Source organism: Duganella sp. GW821-FHT01E12 (assembly GCF_059422325.1).
Genome location: NZ_JBWKWR010000008.1, coordinates 119684 through 137615 on the forward strand (window position 1 = coordinate 119684; position 17932 = coordinate 137615).

General features: G+C 66.4%; 13 protein-coding genes. 6 read left to right on the forward strand and 7 right to left on the reverse strand.

Translation table 11 applies throughout. The annotated features are described in order from the left end of the window. Window positions 1-2 precede the first annotated feature (2 nt). The 5 genes from AC07WS_RS21540 to AC07WS_RS21560 all read right to left on the reverse strand — a co-directional run bounded on the left by AC07WS_RS21540 (window position 3) and on the right by AC07WS_RS21560 (window position 8535). Complete coding sequence (locus AC07WS_RS21540) at window positions 3-3683, reverse strand: response regulator (RefSeq protein ID WP_494731058.1); 3681 nt, start codon at window positions 3681-3683, stop codon at window positions 3-5. Continuing rightward, the gene (locus AC07WS_RS21545; RefSeq protein ID WP_494731059.1) at window positions 3680-5542 is read right to left on the reverse strand and encodes a GAF domain-containing protein; all 1863 of its coding nucleotides are present in this window, start codon (window positions 5540-5542) and stop codon (window positions 3680-3682) included. Before AC07WS_RS21545 ends, AC07WS_RS21540 begins: the two co-directional genes overlap by 4 nt. A gap of 171 nt (window positions 5543-5713) precedes the next feature. Continuing rightward, window positions 5714-6511, reverse strand: coding sequence for a hypothetical protein (locus tag AC07WS_RS21550; protein ID WP_494731060.1), 798 nt, complete (start codon window positions 6509-6511; stop codon window positions 5714-5716). Further along, entirely contained in the window at window positions 6511-7740 is a 1230-nt protein-coding gene (locus AC07WS_RS21555; protein WP_494731061.1) for a CaiB/BaiF CoA transferase family protein, read from the reverse strand. The genes AC07WS_RS21550 and AC07WS_RS21555 overlap by 1 nt, the downstream gene beginning before the upstream one ends. A 36-nt stretch (window positions 7741-7776) precedes the next feature. Next, on the reverse strand, window positions 7777-8535 hold the full coding sequence (locus AC07WS_RS21560; RefSeq protein ID WP_494731062.1) for a M48 family metalloprotease: 759 nt from the start codon (window positions 8533-8535) through the stop codon (window positions 7777-7779). Window positions 8536-8593: 58 nt separating this feature from the next. Here AC07WS_RS21560 and ugpQ point away from each other — a divergent pair, with 58 nt between their 5' ends. From ugpQ to AC07WS_RS21590, 6 genes are all read left to right on the forward strand, one after another. Next, window positions 8594-9346: a glycerophosphodiester phosphodiesterase gene (ugpQ, locus tag AC07WS_RS21565; protein WP_494731063.1), complete on the forward strand. Its 753-nt coding sequence runs from the start codon at window positions 8594-8596 to the stop codon at window positions 9344-9346. Window positions 9347-9413: 67 nt separating this feature from the next. Continuing rightward, window positions 9414-12023 (forward strand): alanine--tRNA ligase, encoded by a 2610-nt coding sequence (alaS, locus tag AC07WS_RS21570; RefSeq protein ID WP_494731064.1) that lies wholly within the window; start codon window positions 9414-9416, stop codon window positions 12021-12023. Window positions 12024-12224: 201 nt separating this feature from the next. Beyond that, window positions 12225-12482 (forward strand): sulfurtransferase TusA family protein, encoded by a 258-nt coding sequence (locus tag AC07WS_RS21575; protein WP_229219459.1) that lies wholly within the window; start codon window positions 12225-12227, stop codon window positions 12480-12482. A gap of 174 nt (window positions 12483-12656) precedes the next feature. Then, complete coding sequence (locus AC07WS_RS21580; RefSeq protein ID WP_494731065.1) at window positions 12657-13406, forward strand: electron transfer flavoprotein subunit beta/FixA family protein; 750 nt, start codon at window positions 12657-12659, stop codon at window positions 13404-13406. 10 nt (window positions 13407-13416) lie between these two features. After that, window positions 13417-14349 carry an electron transfer flavoprotein subunit alpha/FixB family protein gene (locus AC07WS_RS21585; RefSeq protein ID WP_494731066.1) on the forward strand — a complete coding sequence of 311 codons (933 nt, stop codon included), beginning with the start codon at window positions 13417-13419 and terminating at the stop codon, window positions 14347-14349. Between the two features lie 75 nt (window positions 14350-14424). Continuing rightward, window positions 14425-16215 carry an acyl-CoA dehydrogenase gene (locus AC07WS_RS21590; protein WP_494731067.1) on the forward strand — a complete coding sequence of 597 codons (1791 nt, stop codon included), beginning with the start codon at window positions 14425-14427 and terminating at the stop codon, window positions 16213-16215. Window positions 16216-16305: 90 nt separating this feature from the next. On the opposite strand, the gene AC07WS_RS21595 is transcribed toward AC07WS_RS21590, so the two are convergent. Both AC07WS_RS21595 and AC07WS_RS21600 read right to left on the reverse strand, forming a co-directional pair. After that, window positions 16306-17295 carry a proline dehydrogenase family protein gene (locus AC07WS_RS21595; protein WP_494731068.1) on the reverse strand — a complete coding sequence of 330 codons (990 nt, stop codon included), beginning with the start codon at window positions 17293-17295 and terminating at the stop codon, window positions 16306-16308. Window positions 17296-17344: 49 nt separating this feature from the next. Next, window positions 17345-17932: an outer membrane lipoprotein gene (locus AC07WS_RS21600; RefSeq protein ID WP_494731069.1), complete on the reverse strand. Its 588-nt coding sequence runs from the start codon at window positions 17930-17932 to the stop codon at window positions 17345-17347.

Here is a 17932-nt window from a genome sequence, read left to right on the forward strand (position 1 = left end):
TCCTAGCGGCTGGTCCAGACCCGCAGCAGCGACATCAGCTTGTCGGTGTCGATCGGCTTGGCCAGGTAGTCGCTGGCGCCGGCCTCCAGGCATTTCTGGTGGTCGCCCTGCATCACCTTGGCCGTCATCGCGATGATGGGCAGGGTGGCGTAGCGGCGCTCGGCGCGGATCTGGCGCATCGCCTGGTAGCCGTCCATCTCCGGCATCATGATGTCCATCAGCACCACGCTGACCTCGGGGTGGGCGTCGAGCCGCAGCAGCGCCTCGCGGCCGTTGTCGGCCTCCAGCACCCGCATGCCCTTCTCGGACAGCAGGCTGGTGAGCGAGAAGATGTTGCGCATGTCGTCGTCGACGATCAGCACGGTCTTCCCGTCCAGCATGGCCTCCTTGTCGATCGCGGCCCGTATCATGCGCTGGCGGGAGGGCTCCATCTTGCTTTCGACCATGTGCAGGAACAGCGTCACCTCGTTCAGCAGGCGCTCCGGGCTCTTGGCGCCCTTGATGATGATGCGCTCGGCGTAGCGCTGCAACTGGCGCTCCTGTTCGCGCGTCAGCTCGCGGCCGGAGTGGATGATGACGGGGATGCGGCGCGCCTGCTCCATGCCCTGTATATGCTCGAGCAATTCGAAGCCCGACATGTCGGCCAGTCCCAGGTCGAGCACCATGCAGTCGTAGCGGCCGGCCGCCAGCAGCGCCATCGCCTCGCGGCCGCTGGCGGCCACCGTCAGCACCACCTCGCGCTCGCCCAGCAGGGCCCGCAGGCTGGCCGCCTCGGCCGGATTGTCCTCGACGATCAGCAATTGCTTGAGCGAGTGGTCGAGCGCGCTTTCGACCGTGCCCAGCACCTCGTCCAGCTGTTCGGCGCTGACCGGCTTGGTGACCAGGCCGATCGCCCCCATCTCCATGGCGCGCTGGCGCTCCTCCAGGCAGGTGATGAAGTGGACCGGGATGTGGCGGGTTGCCGCGTCATCCTTCAGGCTGCGCATCACCCCCCAGCCGTCTATGCTCGGCAGCATCACGTCCAGCAGGATGGCGCTGGGCAGGTAGTGCCGGGCCAGCGCGATGCCGCCGGCGCCATCGACCGCGACCAGGGCGGCGTAGCCGCGCTGGCGCACGAAGTCCATCAGGATGCCGGCGAAGTTGCGGTCGTCCTCGACAATCAGGATGCAGCGCGCCTCCGGTTCCAGCGTGGCGCGGTCGTCGGCCAGCGCCGGCGGCGGCAGCGGCGCGCCGGCCGCCGCCGTAGCGGGCGGCGCGGGGGCGTCCACGGCGGTGGCGGCGACGTTGACGGGCGCGGCGGCGGGCGCCGCCAGCGGCAGGCACAAGGTGAAGGTGCTGCCTTGTCCCTCGACGCTGTGCATGCCCAGGCTGCCGCCCATCTTGCGCGCCAGCTGCAGCGAGATCGACAGGCCCAGGCCGGTGCCGCCGTACTGGCGGCTGATGCCGCCGTCGGCCTGCTTGAACGCTTCGAAGATCACGTCCTGTTTGCTGGCCGGCACGCCAATGCCGGTGTCGCGGACGGCCCAGCACAGCGCCGGCTGTCCCAGCGGATTGGCGGCCGCGGCGGCCAGCGACACCCGCAGCTCCACCTCGCCGGCCGGCGTGAACTTGATGGCGTTGGCGATCAGGTTCTTCAGGATTTGCCCGGTGCGCTGCACATCGAGCGGCACGCGCGCCGGCACGTCCGGCGCGACCGCGGTCTGGAAGCGCAGCCCCTTCTGCTCGGCCTGCAAATGGAACAGGTCCTGCATGTCCGCGCACAGCTGGGCCGGCGGCGCCGGCTGATAGCTGAACTCCACCTGGCCCGCCTCGACCTTGGACAGGTCGAGGATGTCGTTGATCAGGTTGAGCAAGTCCTGGCCGGCGCCGTGGATGGTGCTGGCGTAGTCGACCTGTTTCGGCGTCAGCGTCTGGCTCTTGTTTTCCTTGAGCAGGCCCGACAGGATCAACATGCTGTTCAGCGGCGTGCGCAGCTCGTGCGACATATTGGCCATGAACTCGCTCTTGTAGGCGCTGACCTTTTGCAGCTCTTCGGCCTTGCGCCACATGTCGCGGCTGGCCTGCTCCACCTCGGCATGCTTGAGGCGCAGCTGCTCGCGCTGGGCTTCCAGCAGGTCGGCCCGTTCGGCCAGTTCCTCGTTGGTTTGTTGCAGCTCTTCCTGCTGCACCCGCAACTCCTCGGCCTGCTGCTCGGTCTCCACCAGCAAGCCCTTGGTGCGCTGGCGCGATTGATTGACTTCGAAGCCGACCGCCAGCGCTTCGCGCACCGCTTCCAGCAAGTCCAGCTCGGCCGCCCGGAAGGCGCGGAAGGCGGCCAGCTCGATGGCGCCCACCAGATTGTCGCCGTGCAGCAGCGGCACCAGCGCCAGGTGGGCGGGATCGGCGTGGCCCAGCGCGGAGCCCACCGGCAGATAGCCGGCCGGAACATTGTCCACCAGCAGGATGCGCCGTTCCCGCACGGCCTGGCCCAGCAAGCCGTCGCCGCTGGCGATGCGCGCGCCCAGGTCGACGGCGGCCGGCAGCGCGTAGGCCGCCGCCAGATAGAACTGCTGGCTCTGCTCGTCGTGCAGGAAGAAGGCGCCGACGCCGGCGCCGGTGCGCGCGGCCAGGTAGCGCAGGACCTTGTCGGCCAGCAGGGCGGTCTCCTGTTCGCCGCGCATCAGCGTGTTGAGCTCGTTCTGGCCGCTCTTGAGCCAGTCGCGCGCCTGTTCCGCGTCGCGGCCGGCGCGCAGCGCATGGCTCATCTTGCGCATCGCGTGGTCGAGCGCCAGCTGGGCTTCGCCGATGCTGAACACGGACTTGAGCAACTGCCCCACCTCGTCGCTGGAAATGGCGCGGGGATCGAGCTCGGGCAGGCGGGCCAGGGCGATCTCCTGTTCCAGATTGCCGCCGGCGATGGCCTCGACCGCCTGGACCTTCTCGGCGCTGCCGGCGTTCAGCGTGCGGGCGGCGGCGAGCGCCGTCGACAGCGGCCGCGCGATGCTGCGCTGGTAAAAGATGCGGATGAACAGCGCCACCAGCAGCAGCGTCAGCGCCAGCCCGGCCAGCACCTGGTAGACGATGGACTGGCCGCTGGCCAGCTGCCGGCTCGAATCGACTTCCAGCACGCCGCGCACGTCGCCCAGCCTCCAGTTGGTGCGCGGGCTGCCGGGCAGGCTGTTGTGGCAGTTGACGCAGGCCTGGGCCACCATCCGGTCGGCCATCGCCACCCGCACCATGGTCTTGCCGCCGACGTTCTCGACCCGGGTGAAGACCTTGTCGGGACTGCCCTGCAAAAAGGTCCAGGCATCCTCGCCGAACTGGTCGACCACGCGGTCGCGGCGGTTGGGGAAGGGATAGGGGCTGTACAGGCGCAGGCTGGTGCCCGATTCCTTGAGCAGCGCGCTCAGGTCCAGGATCATGGTGGCCGGCAGCGGCACGGTGTCGGGCCGCGCCAGATGGTCGAAGGACACGCGCAGCTGGCTGTTGGCCATCACCTTGGACACCACGTTGTCGGTGTAGTACTTGCGCAGCAACTGGAACTGCCGCACGGTTTCCTGGCCGGCCACGATGGCTTCCTGTTCCGCGTTGTGCTGTATGACCAGCGGCAGCAGGATCGCCGCCGCCAGCGCGCTGAGCAGCAACAGCGCGCCGATGGGCACGAACAGTTTCCAGAACATGGATCGCGCCAGCAGGGAGGTCATGTCGCGCCACTCCCGGCCAGCGAGGGCGACGGGCCGGCGACCGGCTGCGCCATGCGCGCCAGCAGCAGGCGCATGCGCTGGCGCGACAGGTTGGCGTCGAAGCCGACCGCGATGCTGTCGCGCGCGCGCTCGAGGAATTCCAGCTCGGCGTCGGTGAAGGCATGGAAGGCGCCGATCTCCAGCACGCCGACCAGCGTCTCGCCGTGCAGCAGCGGCACGGCGCTGACGTTGCGCGGCGCCGCCGCGCCCAGGCCGGAGGCGATGCTCACGTAGTCCGGCGGCACCTCGCCGATGCAGATGCAGCTGCGTTCGAGCGCGGCCTGGCCGGCCAGGCCCTGGCCCAGGTTGAAGCGTTCGCCCAGGGACTTCCTGCGGGTGTAGGCGTAGCTGGCGCACAGGTACAGCTGCTGCGCGGCGGCGTCGTACAGGTAAAAGGCGCCGACCTGGGCTTGCAGCCTGTGCGCCAGGCACAGCAGCACCTGCTCGGCCATCGGCCCGGTCTCGTGCTCGCCGCGCATCAAGTCGCCCAGCTCGTTCAAGCCAGACTTGAGCCAGTCGCGGGCGCTCTCGGCCGCGCTGTTGGCGCGCAGCGCCGCCGTCATCTGGCCGAACGCCAGGTCGAGCGAGCGCTGCACGTCGCTCATGCGCAGCACCGAGCGCAGCAGCTCGCCCACCTCGTCGCCGGGTATCTGGTCCGGCGCGACCGCGGGCGCGGCGGCCGGCACCAGGTCGCGCGTCAGGTCGCCGCTGGCGATGGCCTGGGTGACGGCGATCTTGTCGGCCGCGCCGGCCGTCATGGCGCGCGCCAGCTCCAGCGCCACGCCCAGCGGCGCCGTCACCGAGCGCACGATGCGCCGTCCCAGCGCCACCGCCAGTAGCGACAGCAGCACGATGGCGCCGATCAGCGTGTTGGCGGCGCGGGTCAGGCGGCCGACGCGCTGGGTCAGCGCCGCGTTCAGCTGGTCGAGCACCAGCTCGCTCACGCGGTACTGGTCGTCGATGGTCTCGCTGTACAGGCGGTAGTATTCCAGCGCGGGGAAGCGCAGCTGCTCGGGCGCGATGATCTGCTCCTGCACCAGTTGCAGCACCTGGGCGCCGTTGTTGCGGTTGGCCTGGACCACCTCGGCCAGCGTGTCGCGCAGCGCCTCGTTGCTGCCCATGGCCAGCGCCAGGGCGTCGTCGATCGTGTCGTAATAGTCCAGCGCGCGGTCGGTGCGCGAACGGATCAGCATGCGCTGGGCGTGGCTGACCTTCCGCTCCACCAGGATGCCGCTGCCGAGGCCGCGCAACTGCGCCAGCGTTTCCCGCAGAGCGGGCGCGCGCACCAGCGCCGCGTCGATCAGGAAATAGGTTTCCGGCTCGGGATCGAGGCGCAGCTTGAACAGGTCGGCGATCAGCAGCTCCAGCTTGAGCAGGCGCACGATCAGTTCCGTGTGCGCCGCGAAGCTGGCCTCGGCCGACAGGGCTTGCCGGGTGATGTCGTTGCTGAGCGTGGTCCAGTCCTCGCGGATACGTAGCCAGGCGACGTTGACGGCGCGCTCGTCCAGGCGGCGGACCTGGCCTTCGACGGTGGCGACCGCCCGGTCGGCCTCGGCGTGCCTGGCTTCTTGTTCGGGCCGGACGTCGTTGTAACCGTTCAGGCGCATGGCCTGCAGTCCGCGGTGCTGCTGGACCAGTTGCACCAGCCGCAGCACCGTGCGCGCCGGCGCGATGCCTTGCGCCTCGACCTGGGCGATCTGGACCGACTTGTTCGCTTCCAGGACAAACAATACCGAGGGCAGCGCCACCATGGCCGCCGCCAACAGCGCCAGCATGAAGAATTTTTGCCTCAGCAAGAGCCGGTTCAGCCAGCCATTCATGTCCCCTCCCAGGCGCGGACAGGACGCCGCTCCCGCCCCGCGCGCCGTCGCGGTTGTTTCGAATGATTATAGGGGTATTGACTTACGCCAACGAATATATTTGGGGCAAGTGTGGCGGGGTGTTGCTAATCGCGGCGGATCGGGCGTTTTGACCAGGACAAGCGCAAGCGGTTAAAAGGCCGAGTCCTTGGGCATCAGATGGCGGAAGGTGGGCTCGATGTTTTTGGCGTGCAGGTGCTGGATGATGTCTTCCAGCGTCGCGTCCTTCAGCAGCAGGCCGGCCGGGCTGGCGTGCGGCGCCGGCGCAGCGGCCTTGTGCGGGCGTTCCCGGCCTTGCGGCGGATGCATGATGTTGATCGCCTGCGTGAACTGCCGGTCGCCGATGCTTTGCAGCCCTTCCAGGAACGCGGCTTGGGCGGCGTGGGGCGGCATCATCTCCAGGCCGGTCTCGTCGGCGAAGGACGCCCCCATGCCGGGATTGATGAAGGCGGCCCAGGTGTTGCTGGCCACGTGCAGGCAGGGTGGCAGCTCGGCCGTGGTGCTGGTCAGCGTGTCGGGCCGAAGGCCGATCTCTTCGTTCGGGATGTCGGGGAAGTAGGTCCTGCGCAGCAGGTGCAGGAAGTGCTGCGCTTGGTTCAGCGGCACCGGCGTCTCCAGCGACAGCCACAGCGAATAACCCGCGCCGCCGCTGATGCTGACCGCCGGCGCGGGCAGGCCCAGCTGGTCCTGCAGCGCGTTGGCCACGCCGCACAGGCGGTCCCAGTGCTGCAGCGCCGGCGCGTCGCCCATGCGGTTGAAGTCGACGATCAGCGTGCGCACCAGGCCGTTGTCCGACACCAGGTTGATGGCGCTGGTCTTCTCGCCGCCCAGGTGCTGGGCCAGGATGTCCGCCGTCAGCGCGCCGGCCGGGAAGCACTCCTGGTCGTCGAGCAGGTACAGCCGTTTCAGTTCCGCGACCAGCTTGTCCATCACAGCACCCCCTGCGCGCGCAGCGCGGCGATGTCCTCGTCGCTTTGGCCCAGCAGGCCGCGCAGGATCTCGTCGGTGTGCTGGCCCAGCAGCGGCGGCGCCACCGCGTTGCCGGTCGGCGTGGCCGACATCTTCATCGGGCTGCGTACCAGCTTGGTGCTGCCGGCGGTGGGATGCGGCACGTCCATCACCAGCCCGCGCGCCAGCACCTGCGGGTTCTTGTAGACGTCGTCGAGGTTGTTGATCGGGCCGCACGGCACGCCGACCGCCTCCAGCTGCTCGATCCAGAAGTCGCGCGGCTGCGCCAGCACCATGTCCGCCAGCAGCGGCACCAGCTCGTCGCGGTGCTGCACGCGCAGCGGGTTGGTGGCGTAGCGCGCGTGCGTGGCGAGGTCGGCGCGGCCGCCCACTTCGACAAACTTCTGGTACTGGCCGTCGTTGCCGGTGGCGACGATGATGTAGCCGTCGGCGCACTGGAAGGTCTGGTAGGGCACGATGTTCGGATGCGCGTTGCCCCAGCGCTTGGGCGGCTTGCCGCTGTTGAGGTAGTTGCTGCCCATGTTGGCCAGCATCGCCACCTGCACGTCCAGCAGGGCCATGTCGATGTACTGGCCCTCGCCGCTGCGGTCGCGGTGGGTCAACGCGGCCAGGATGGCGATGGTGGCGTACATCCCGGTCATCAAATCGGTCAGCGCCACGCCGGCTTTCTGCGGGCCGCCGCCGGGCAGGTCGTCGCGCTCGCCGGTGACGGACATCAGGCCGCCCATGCCCTGGATCAGGAAGTCGTAGCCGGCGCGGTGCGCGTACGGGCCGTCCTGGCCGAAGCCGGTCACCGAACAGTAGACCAGGTCGGGCTTGATAGCCTTCAGCGATTCATAGTCGAGGCCGTAGCGTTTGAGCTGGCCCACCTTGAAGTTTTCCAGCACCACGTCGCAATGGCTGGCCAGCTCGCGGATCAGCGCCTGGCCGTCGGCGCTGGCGATGTCGATCGTGACCGAGCGCTTGCCACGGTTGGCGGCCAGGTAGTAGGCCGCCTCGGTGGTGTCGTGGCCGTCGGCGTCCTTGGCGTAGGGCGGGCCCCAGGCGCGGGTGTCGTCGCCGCTGCCGGGCCGTTCGATCTTGATGACGTCGGCGCCGAGGTCGGCCAGATTCTGCGAGCACCACGGTCCCGCCAACACCCGGCTCAGGTCGAGGACGCGGATATGGCCTAGCGCTTTTGGAGCTGTCATGATGTGTGTAACCTTTTGAGTAAACCGATCAGGCCGCTAGTGTAGTGGCTCGCCCGGCGCTTGCACATAATTTTTTTGCAAGGCGGCCGCCAGTTCGCGCGCGGCCTGCCAGCGCAGCTGCGGCGACGGGTAGTCCGGCTTGCTGCGGCGCGGCTCGGCGCTGCCGCGGTACATCTTCCGGAAGTAAGCCGCCAGCTGCGCCGCCGGCCAGCCGGCCCGCCACGCCAGCAGCAGGCCTTCGCGGTCGGCTTCGACCTCCTGCGCGTAGTTGGTGGGCGCCAGCTGGTCCATCAGATCGCTGTCGTGGTCGACCGCGTGTTCCAGCTCCAGGAAGGGACGGCCGGCCCAGCGCGGGTCCAGCCGCAGCGCCTGCTGGTATTCCTTCAGGTTGTGGCGCAGCGCGGCGTGTTCGATTTCGTGCGCCAGCAGCATGGCCAGCTCGGCGTCGTTCAGTTCCAGCCGCTGCACGTAGGCCAGGCTGACCAGGATTTTGCCGCCGGCCATGCAGTCGGCGTTCTGCTCGGGATCGCCTGTGGTGTGGACTTCCCAGGCCCAGTCCGCCGTTTCCGGGTAGTCGCGCCGGGCGCGGGCGATCAGCGTGGCGGCGATGGCGTTGACGCGGGCCGTGAAGCGGGCGTCGGCGTCGAGCACGTGATCGTTCAGGCGCGTGGCGTACACCTCGGCGGCGCGGGCGACGATCAGCTGCTGCGTCAGGGCGGCGGCCTCCTGCGCGACGGCGGGCGCGGCGGCCAGCAGCGCGAGCAACAGCAAGCGCGCGGCCCAGCTATTTGACACGCCCGGCATTCGTGGTAGTGTTGACATCGTTTCCATCTCAGCTTTCGAGGCATCCACCATGTGGCCCTACCCAAAAATCGTTGCACACCGCGGCGGCGGTACGCTGGCGCCGGAAAACACCATCGCCGGCCTGCGCGCCGGCCTGGCCTACGGCTTTCACGCGGTCGAGTTCGACGTCATGCTGTCGCGCGACGGCATCGGCATGGTGATGCACGATCCCGAGTTCGGCCGCACGGTGGCGGGGCAGGGCAGCGTGGCGGCCACCGACGCCATCGACCTGTCCGCGATGGACGCGGGCAGCTGGTTCGGGCCGCAATTCCGCGACGAGCCGGTGCCATTCTTTACCCAGTTCATCGATTATTGCAAGCAGCAGCGTATCTGGATGAACGTGGAAATCAAGCCTGCCGGCGGTTTCGAGCGCGAGACCGGCAGCTGGGTTGCAAAAATAACACGCGAGCATTACGCCGCCGAGATCGCCGCCGGCGAGCCGGCCGCCGTGCCCTTGCTGTCCTCGTTCAGCTTCGAGGCGCTGGCCGCCGCCCGCGACGCGGCGCCCGAGCTGCCGCGCGGCTATCTGCTGGACAAGATCCCCGCCGACTGGCAGGCGCAGGCGCGCGAACTGGGCGCGGTGGCCATCCACACCAACCAGAAGCACCTGACGCCCGAGCTGGCGGCGCAGATCAAGGCCGCCGGCTACGGGCTGTTTTGCTACACCGTCAACGATCCCGAACGGGGCAGGGAGATCCTGTCCTGGGGCGTGGACGGCTTCTGCACCGACCGGATCGATTTGATCGGACCCACTTTCACCTAAGACCCTATGCGCCTCACGGTCATATATAATCAACCCTTTGCATCTGCCAGCTACCACTGCTTACGACATGAAATCATCTGAAATCCGCGACAAATTCCTCAAGTTTTTTGAATCCAAGGGTCATTCGATTGTCCGTTCCAGCTCCCTGGTGCCTGGCAACGACCCGACCCTGCTGCTGACCAACAGCGGCATGGTGCAGTTCAAGGACGTGTTCACCGGCACCGACAGCCGTCCGTACACCCGCGCCACCTCCGTGCAGCGCTGCGTGCGCGCCGGCGGCAAGCACAACGACCTGGAAAACGTCGGCTACACCGCGCGCCACCACACCTTCTTCGAAATGCTGGGCAACTTCAGCTTCGGCGACTACTTCAAGCGCGACGCCATCAGCTTCGCGTGGGAACTGCTGACCAAGGTCTACGGCCTGCCGGTCGAGAAGCTGACCGTGACCGTCTACCAGGAAGACGACGAGGCCTACGACATTTGGGCCAACGAAGTGGGCGTGCCGAAGGAGCGCATCATCCGCATCGGCGACAACAAGGGCGCGCGCTACGCGTCGGACAACTTCTGGCAGATGGCCGACACCGGCCCGTGCGGCCCGTGCACCGAGATCTTCTACGACCACGGCGCCGAGATTCCAGGCGGCCCGCCAGGCTCGCCCGACGAAGACGGCGACCGCTTCATCGAGATCTGGAACCTGGTGTTCATGCAGTTCAACCGCGACGAAGCGGGCGTGATGCACAAGCTGCCGAAGCCGTGCGTCGACACCGGCATGGGCATGGAGCGCCTGGCCGCCGTACTGCAGCACGTGCACTCGAACTACGAGATCGACCTGTTCCAGCACCTGATCAAGGCCGCCGCGCGCGAAACCGGCGCCACCGACCTGGAAAACAAATCGCTGCGCGTGATCGCCGACCACATCCGCGCCGCCGCGTTCATGATCGTCGACGGCGTGATCCCCGGCAGCGAAGGCCGCGCCTACGTCCTGCGCCGCATCATCCGCCGCGCGCTGCGCCACGGCCACAAGCTGGGCCAGACCAAGCCGTTCTTCTACAAGCTGGTGGCCGACCTGGCCATCGAGATGGGCGCCGCCTATCCGGAGCTGGAGGAAGCCAAGGACCGCGTGGCCCAGATGCTCAAGGCCGAGGAAGAGCGCTTCGGCGAGACGCTGGAGACCGGCATGAAAGTGCTGGAAGCCCAGCTGGCCAAGGACGGCAAGGGCATCGACGGCGCCACCGCCTTCACGCTGTACGAGACCTACGGCTTCCCGCCTGACCTGACCGCCGACATCTGCCGCGAACGCAACATCGAGTTCGACCAGGCCGGCTACGACGCCGCGCTGAAGGAAAGCCAGGAACTGTCGCGCAAAGGCGGCAAGACCACCAAGGATGCCAAGGTCGAGTACTCGGGCGAGAAGAACAAATTCGTCGGCTACGACAACCTGAGCCACAACAGCAAGATCGTCGCGCTGTACGCGGGCGGCACGCCGGTGCAGGAACTGAAGGCCGGCCAGGCCGGCATCGTGGTGCTGGACACCACGCCGTTCTACGCCGAATCCGGCGGCCAGGTGGGCGACCAGGGCGTGATCGGCACGGGCGCGGCGCAGTTCAGCGTCAGCGACACGCTGAAGATCCAGGCCGACGTGTTCGGCCACCACGGCGTGCTGGAATCCGGTTCGCTGAAGGTGGGCGACGCGGTCAGCGCCAACGTGGACGAGGCCAAGCGCGCGCGCACCATCCGCAACCACTCGGCCACCCACCTGATGCACAAGGCCCTGCGTGAAGTGCTGGGCTCGCACGTGGCGCAGAAGGGCTCGCTGGTCGATCCCGACAAGACCCGTTTCGACTTCAGCCACAACGCGCCGCTGACGGCCGAGCAGATCGCCGAAGTGGAAGCCAAGGTCAACAAAGAGATCCTGGAAAACCAGGCGACCAAGGCGCAGCACATGTCCTTCGACGACGCGGTCAAGCACGGCGCGATGGCGCTGTTCGGCGAGAAGTACGGCGACGAAGTGCGCGTGCTGGACATCGGCTCGTCGAAAGAGCTGTGCGGCGGCGTGCACGTGCACCGCACCGGCGACATCGGCCTGTTCAAGATCACCGGTGAAGGCGGCGTCGCTGCGGGCATCCGCCGCGTCGAGGCCGTGACGGGCGAGGGCGCGCTGGCGCTGGTGCAAACCATGAACCGCCGCCTGCTGGACGCTTCGGCCGCGCTGAAGTCGACGCCGGAGGAATTGACCGCGCGTATCGGCCAGGTGCAGGACCACGTCAAGGCGCTGGAGAAGGAGCTGGCCGCGCTGAAATCGAAACTGGCTTCGGGCCAGGGCGACGAGCTGGCCACGCAGGCGGTGGACGTCAACGGCATCAAGGTGCTGGCGGCGGTGCTGGAGGGCGCCGACGTGGCGCGTCTGCGCGAAACCATGGACAAGCTCAAGGACAAGCTGAAGACCGCCGCCATCGTGCTGGCCAGCGTGGCCGACGGCAAGGTCAGCCTGATCGCGGGCGTGACGGCGGACGCCACGTCCAAGGTCAAGGCCGGCGAGCTGGTGAACTTCGTTGCACAACAAGTGGGCGGAAAAGGCGGCGGACGCCCCGATATGGCGCAGGCCGGCGGCACCGATCCTAGCGGTTTGCCAGCGGCGCTGGCGGCTGTTCCGGCATGGGTGGGCGAGCGCGCTTAAGTTGCCAAAAAGCCTTGTAATGCAGTAACTATGCGGCCTGCGTGTCTCACGCAGGCCGTTGTTGTCTGGAGCGAGCTGTTGTATACTTGCCAGCTCCCGTTGCAAACTTGCAACGCACTACGAACTATTTTGGTGCAGCGCGTCATGCGTTCCGTTTTGGAGTAGTATGACGACAGTCCTAACAAAACATGCGGGTTCTTGATGAGCGACACGATACTTGAAAACGAAATCATGGAATTCCACAAAGAACTCGACGCGCGCGGCCTGAACTGTCCGCTGCCGATTCTCAAGGCCAAGAAAGCCTTGTCCGAGTTGCAAAGTGGCGAGGTCCTGCGCATCATGGCGACCGACCCCGGTTCCGTGCGCGATTTCCAGGCATTTGCCAAGCAGACCGGCAACGCCCTGTTGTCGCATGTCCAGATCGGCCGCGAATTCGTCTTTTTGATGCGGCGCAAATAAGCCTTCCGCTTCTTTTTCCCTAGAAACATCGTCTATCAGATTTATTTTTTAGACGATTTCTACTAGCTAAAAAACGCACGATCGTGCTTTATTTTCTTGTGCGTGCTGAATTTCTCATATAATCTAGCCCACATAATTTAGTCCCGAATTCTTACTTTTTCCAAAGGCATAGCTATGAAAGTCTTGGTACCCGTCAAACGCGTGGTCGACTACAACGTCAAGGTGCGCGTCAAGTCCGACGGCACGGGCGTTGATATTGCCAACGTCAAAATGTCGATGAACCCATTCGATGAGATCGCGCTGGAAGAAGCGATGCGCCTCAAAGAAGCCGGCAAAGTGACCGAAGTGGTCGCCGTATCGTGCGGCGTGACCCAGTGCCAGGAAACCCTGCGCACCGGCATGGCCATCGGCGCCGACCGTGGCATCCTGGTGGAGACCGCCGTTGAACTGGAACCGCTGGCCGTGGCCAAGCTGCTCAAGGCCTTGGCCGACAAAGAGCAACCGCAGCTGATCATCCTGGGCAAGCAGGCGATCGACGACGACTCCAACCAGACCGGTCAGATGCTGGCTGCGCTGCTGGGCTGGCCGCAAGCGACGTTCGCGTCGAAAGTGGTGCTGGAAGACGGCAAGGTCACCGTGACCCGCGAAGTGGACGGCGGCCTGGAAACCCTGGCGCTGACCCTGCCTGCCATCGTCACCACCGACCTGCGCCTGAACGAGCCGCGCTATGTGACGCTGCCGAACATCATGAAGGCCAAGAAAAAGCCGCTGGATGTGACCAAGCCAGAAGACCTGGGCGTCGATGTGACCCCGCGTCTGAAAACCCTGAAGGTCGTCGAGCCTGCGAAGCGCTCGGCCGGCATCAAGGTAGCAGACGTCGCAACCCTGGTCGCGAAACTGCGCACCGAAGCTAAAGTCATCTAAAGGATAAATCATGGTCGCATTAGTTATTGCAGAACACGACAACGCTAGCCTGAAAGGCAGCACCCTCCACACCGTGACCGCCGCAGCCCAATGCGGTGGCGACGTGCACGTCCTGGTCGCTGGCTCGAACGCCGGCGCCGCCGCTGCCGCCGCCGCGCAGATCGCCGGCGTGTCGAAAGTCATCGTGGCCGACGCCCCTTACTTCGCCGACGGCCTGGCCGAGAACATCGCCGAGCAGGTGCTGGCGCTGGCCGCTTCGTACAGCCACATCCTGGCTCCGGCCACCGCCTACGGCAAGAACATCCTGCCGCGCGTGGCCGCCAAGCTGGACGTGGCGCAGATCTCGGAAATCACCAAGGTCGACTCGCCTGACACCTTCGAGCGTCCCATCTACGCCGGCAACGCGATCGCCTACGTGCAATCGTCGGACAAGGTCAAGGTCATCACCGTGCGCTCGACCGGCTTCGACGCCGCCGCCGCCACCGGCGGTTCGGCCGCCACCGAGACCGTTGCCACTGTTGCCGATATGGGCAAGTCGGCCTTCGTCGGCCGCGAGCTGGCCAAGTCGGATCGTCCTGAACTGACCGCCGCCAAGATCATCGTTTCCGGCGGCCGCGGCATGGGCTCGGGCGAAGCGTTCAAGATCCTGGAACCGCTGGCAGACAAGCTGAACGCCGCCATGGGCGCATCGCGCGCAGCGGTCGACGCCGGCTACGTGCCGAACGACTGGCAGGTTGGCCAGACCGGCAAGATCGTCGCGCCGACGCTGTACATCGCCGTCGGCATCTCCGGCGCGATCCAGCACCTGGCCGGCATGAAGGATTCGAAGACCATCGTCGCGATCAACAAGGATCCGGAAGCGCCGATCTTCTCCGTTGCCGACTACGGCATCGTGGGCGATCTGTTTGAAATCGTGCCGCAACTGGTCGCAGAACTGGGCTAATTAACCCGTTATGAACACAGGGCCACGCTGATCCGGACGACCGGATTGCCGTGGCCTTTTTCTTGGAGAGATAAGATGCCGTATCAAGCACCCCTGAAAGACATGCTGTTCGTGATGAACGAACTGGCCGACCTGGCCGCCGTCAACGCGCTGCCGGGCAATGAGGACGCCACCCCGGACACGGCCGAAGCCGTGCTGGAGGAGAACGCCAAGTTCGTCGCCAACGTGGTGGCGCCGCTGAACAATCCGAGCGACAAGGAGCCGAGCTTCTGGCACGACGGCCAGGTCACCACCTCCAAGGGCTTCAAGGACGCCTTCAAGGCGTTTGCCGAGGCTGGCTGGCAGGGTGTGCAGCATCCGGTGGAGTTCGGCGGCCAGGGTCTGCCCAAGCTGCTGGCGACGCCATGCATCGAAATGCTCAACGCCGGCAGCATCTCGTTCGCGCTGTGCCCGTTGCTGTCGGACGGCGCGATCGAGGCGCTGCTGACCGCCGGCAGCGATGAGCAGAAGGCCATCTACCTGGAGAACCTGGTGTCGGGCAAATGGACCGGCACCATGAACCTGACCGAGCCGCAAGCCGGCTCCGACCTGGCCGCCGTGCGCACCCGCGCCGTGCCGCAGGGCGACGGCACCTACAAGGTGTTCGGCACCAAGATCTTCATCACCTACGGCGAGCACGACTTCACCGAGAACATCGTGCACCTGGTGCTGGCGCGCACGCCGGACGCGCCTGCCGGCGTGAAGGGGATTTCGCTGTTCATCGTGCCGAAGTTCCTGGTCAACGCCGACGGCTCGCTGGGCGCGCGCAACGATGCGCATTGCGTGTCGATCGAACACAAACTGGGCATCAAGGCCAGCCCGACCGCCGTGCTGCAGTTCGGCGACCACGGCGGCGCCATCGGCACGCTGGTGGGTGAGGAGAACCGTGGCCTGGAGTACATGTTCATCATGATGAACGCGGCCCGCTTCGGTGTCGGCATGCAGGGCATCGGCCTGGCCGAGCGCGCTTACCAGAAGGCCGTGGCCTTCGCCAAGGACCGCGTGCAGTCGCGCGACCTGGCCGGTTCGGCTGGTCCGGTCTCGATCATTCATCATCCGGACGTGCGCCGCATGCTGATGTCGATGCGTGCGCAGACCGAGGCGGCGCGCGCGCTGGCCTACGTCGGCGCCGGCATCAGCGACGTGGCGCACAGCCACGCCGACGCCGAGGTGCGCAAGGCCAACCTGGCGGTGTACGAGTATCTGGTGCCGGTGATCAAGGGCTGGTCGACCGAGATGTCGCAGGACGTCACGCGCGACGGCGTGCAAGTGCATGGCGGCATGGGCTTCATCGAAGAGACTGGCGCGGCGCAGCACTATCGCGATGCGAAGATTTTGACCATCTACGAAGGCACGACGGCGATCCAGGCGAACGACCTGGTCGGCCGCAAGACCGTGCGCGACGGCGGCGCCGTGGCCAAGAGCATCATCGCCCAGGTGCGCGCGACCGAGGCGCAGCTGGCTGCGGCTGGCGGCGCGGACTTCAAGGCCATCCTGGCGCAGCTGTCGTCCGGCAGCAAGGACCTGGAGGCGGTGGTGGACTTCGTGGTGGTCAATATGAAGAGCGACATCAAGGGCGTGTTCGCCGGCAGCGTGCTGTATCTGAAGTTGGCCGGCCTGGTGCTGGGTGGCTGGCAGATGGCGCGCGCGGCGCTGGTGGCGCAGCAGAAGTTGGACGCCAACGAAGGCGACGCCAGCTTCTACAAGGCCAAGATTGTCACCGCGCGCTTCTTCGCCGACCATATCCTGTCGCAGTCGTCGAGCCTGCGCATCGCCATCATCGACGGCAGCGCCGGCGTGCTGGCGCTGAGCGAAGACCAGTTCTAATCCCGTCTTAAAACCACTGGGGTCAAGTCTGACAATCGGACACGGGCTCTACCTTAAGCAGGCGCTTAGGGTAGAGCTCGTGTCCGAATGTCAGACTTGACCCCAATCTTGCATCACGTCGATGATGGCCTGGTAGACGCGCACCGGTTCTTCGGCGATGCGGTTGAGCACGTACAGGAAGTGCTCGTCGCCGAACACGGCGTACTCGCGGGTGGGGAAGCCGCGCGCGTGCAGCCCGGCGATCTGCTCGGTGCCCAAGCCGATCAGCGATTCGAATTCATACCAGCGCGGGTCGATGCGCTCTTTCAGGATCAAGGCGCTGAGGTCTTGCTGGATGCCGCGGTCGTGCGTGGCGATCGAGCACTTGTGGCCGCTCAGCAGCAGTTCTTGGGCGTGGCGGCGGTAGGCTGCTGCCAGCTCCGGGCTGTTGCGGTTGTATGCGATGTCTTCCGCTTCCAGGAAGGCGCCTTTCACCAGGCGGATGCGGCCGGGGATCTTCATCAGCGACGGCAGGTCCTGCGCGGTGCGGTGGCGCTTGGCCGGCACGGTGATGCCGACGTTGTGCAAGCCTTCTTCCTGGTGCAGCCGCGCGTAGATGGCGTAGATGTCGTCGGCGCGGTCGGCGCCTTCCATCGAGATCATCACTTCGCGGTTGATCTCGGCGGCCGCCAGCGCGATGCGGCGGGCGTTGCGGTAGCCCAGCTCGCGGTCCACCGTCATGCCGATATGCGACAGGTCCAGCGACACCGAGCAGTTCAGGTTGCGCTGGCCGATGGCGCGGGTCAGCTCCATGAACACTTCCGTTTCGGCCATCGCGAAGCCTTCGTCGCGCACGCTCTCGCCCATGTACTCGGCCGAGGCCGCATGGCCCTGGGCGATGATGTGCTCGACCCGTTGCAGGGCCTCGGCCACGGTGCGTCCGGCCACGTAGCGCTGCGAAACCTTGTGCATATAGGGCCGCAGCAGCGGGTCGTTGCAGAATTTTTCCTTGGCGTTCTCGTCGAGCGCCAGCGTGCGCAGCGTGGTGGCGGCCTGGTCTACCAGCGGCTGCCATTGCGGAGGGAAGGCGGGGTGGTGCACGGATTCTCCAGTGATAAAAAAAACAGCCCGGAGGCTGTTTCGATTGGGCCTAGTTGCGGACCAGGTTGCCGTTGTCGTTGCGGACCCGGTCGCCCGTCAGCATGCGCGGGTCGTGGTCGAAGTTGAAGCTGGCCTGTTTGCCGTCTTCGTATTGCACGTGCACGGTCCACTGCTTGCTGGACTTGGCGTTCTCTTCGATCTTCTTGCCGGCGTAGGCGCCGCCGGCCGCGCCGGCCACGGTGGCCAGTTCGCGGCCGTGGCCGCTGCCGACCTGGTTGCCCAGCAGGGCGCCGGCCACGCCGCCGGCGATCAGGCCCAGCGCGCTGCCTTCGCCGGCCTTGTCGCTGACCACGACCGAGGTCACCTTGCCGCATTCCATGCAGCTGCCGGGCTTGGCCGGGCTGGCCTTGAGCTGGGCCTTGGCCAGCGCCATCGATTTGTCGTATTCGGACTTGGCGTCGCGCGTGCATTGCATGCGCGCGGCTGATTCGCTTTCTTCCGAGCACAGCTTCTTGTCTTCCGCGTAGCGGGTGGCGATGCGTTTCGATTCCGCGTTGAATTGCTCTTTGGGTGTTTGCGCCTGGGCCGTGGTGGCCAGGCCGGCCAGTGCCAGCGCCATCAGGATAGAACGGTTCAT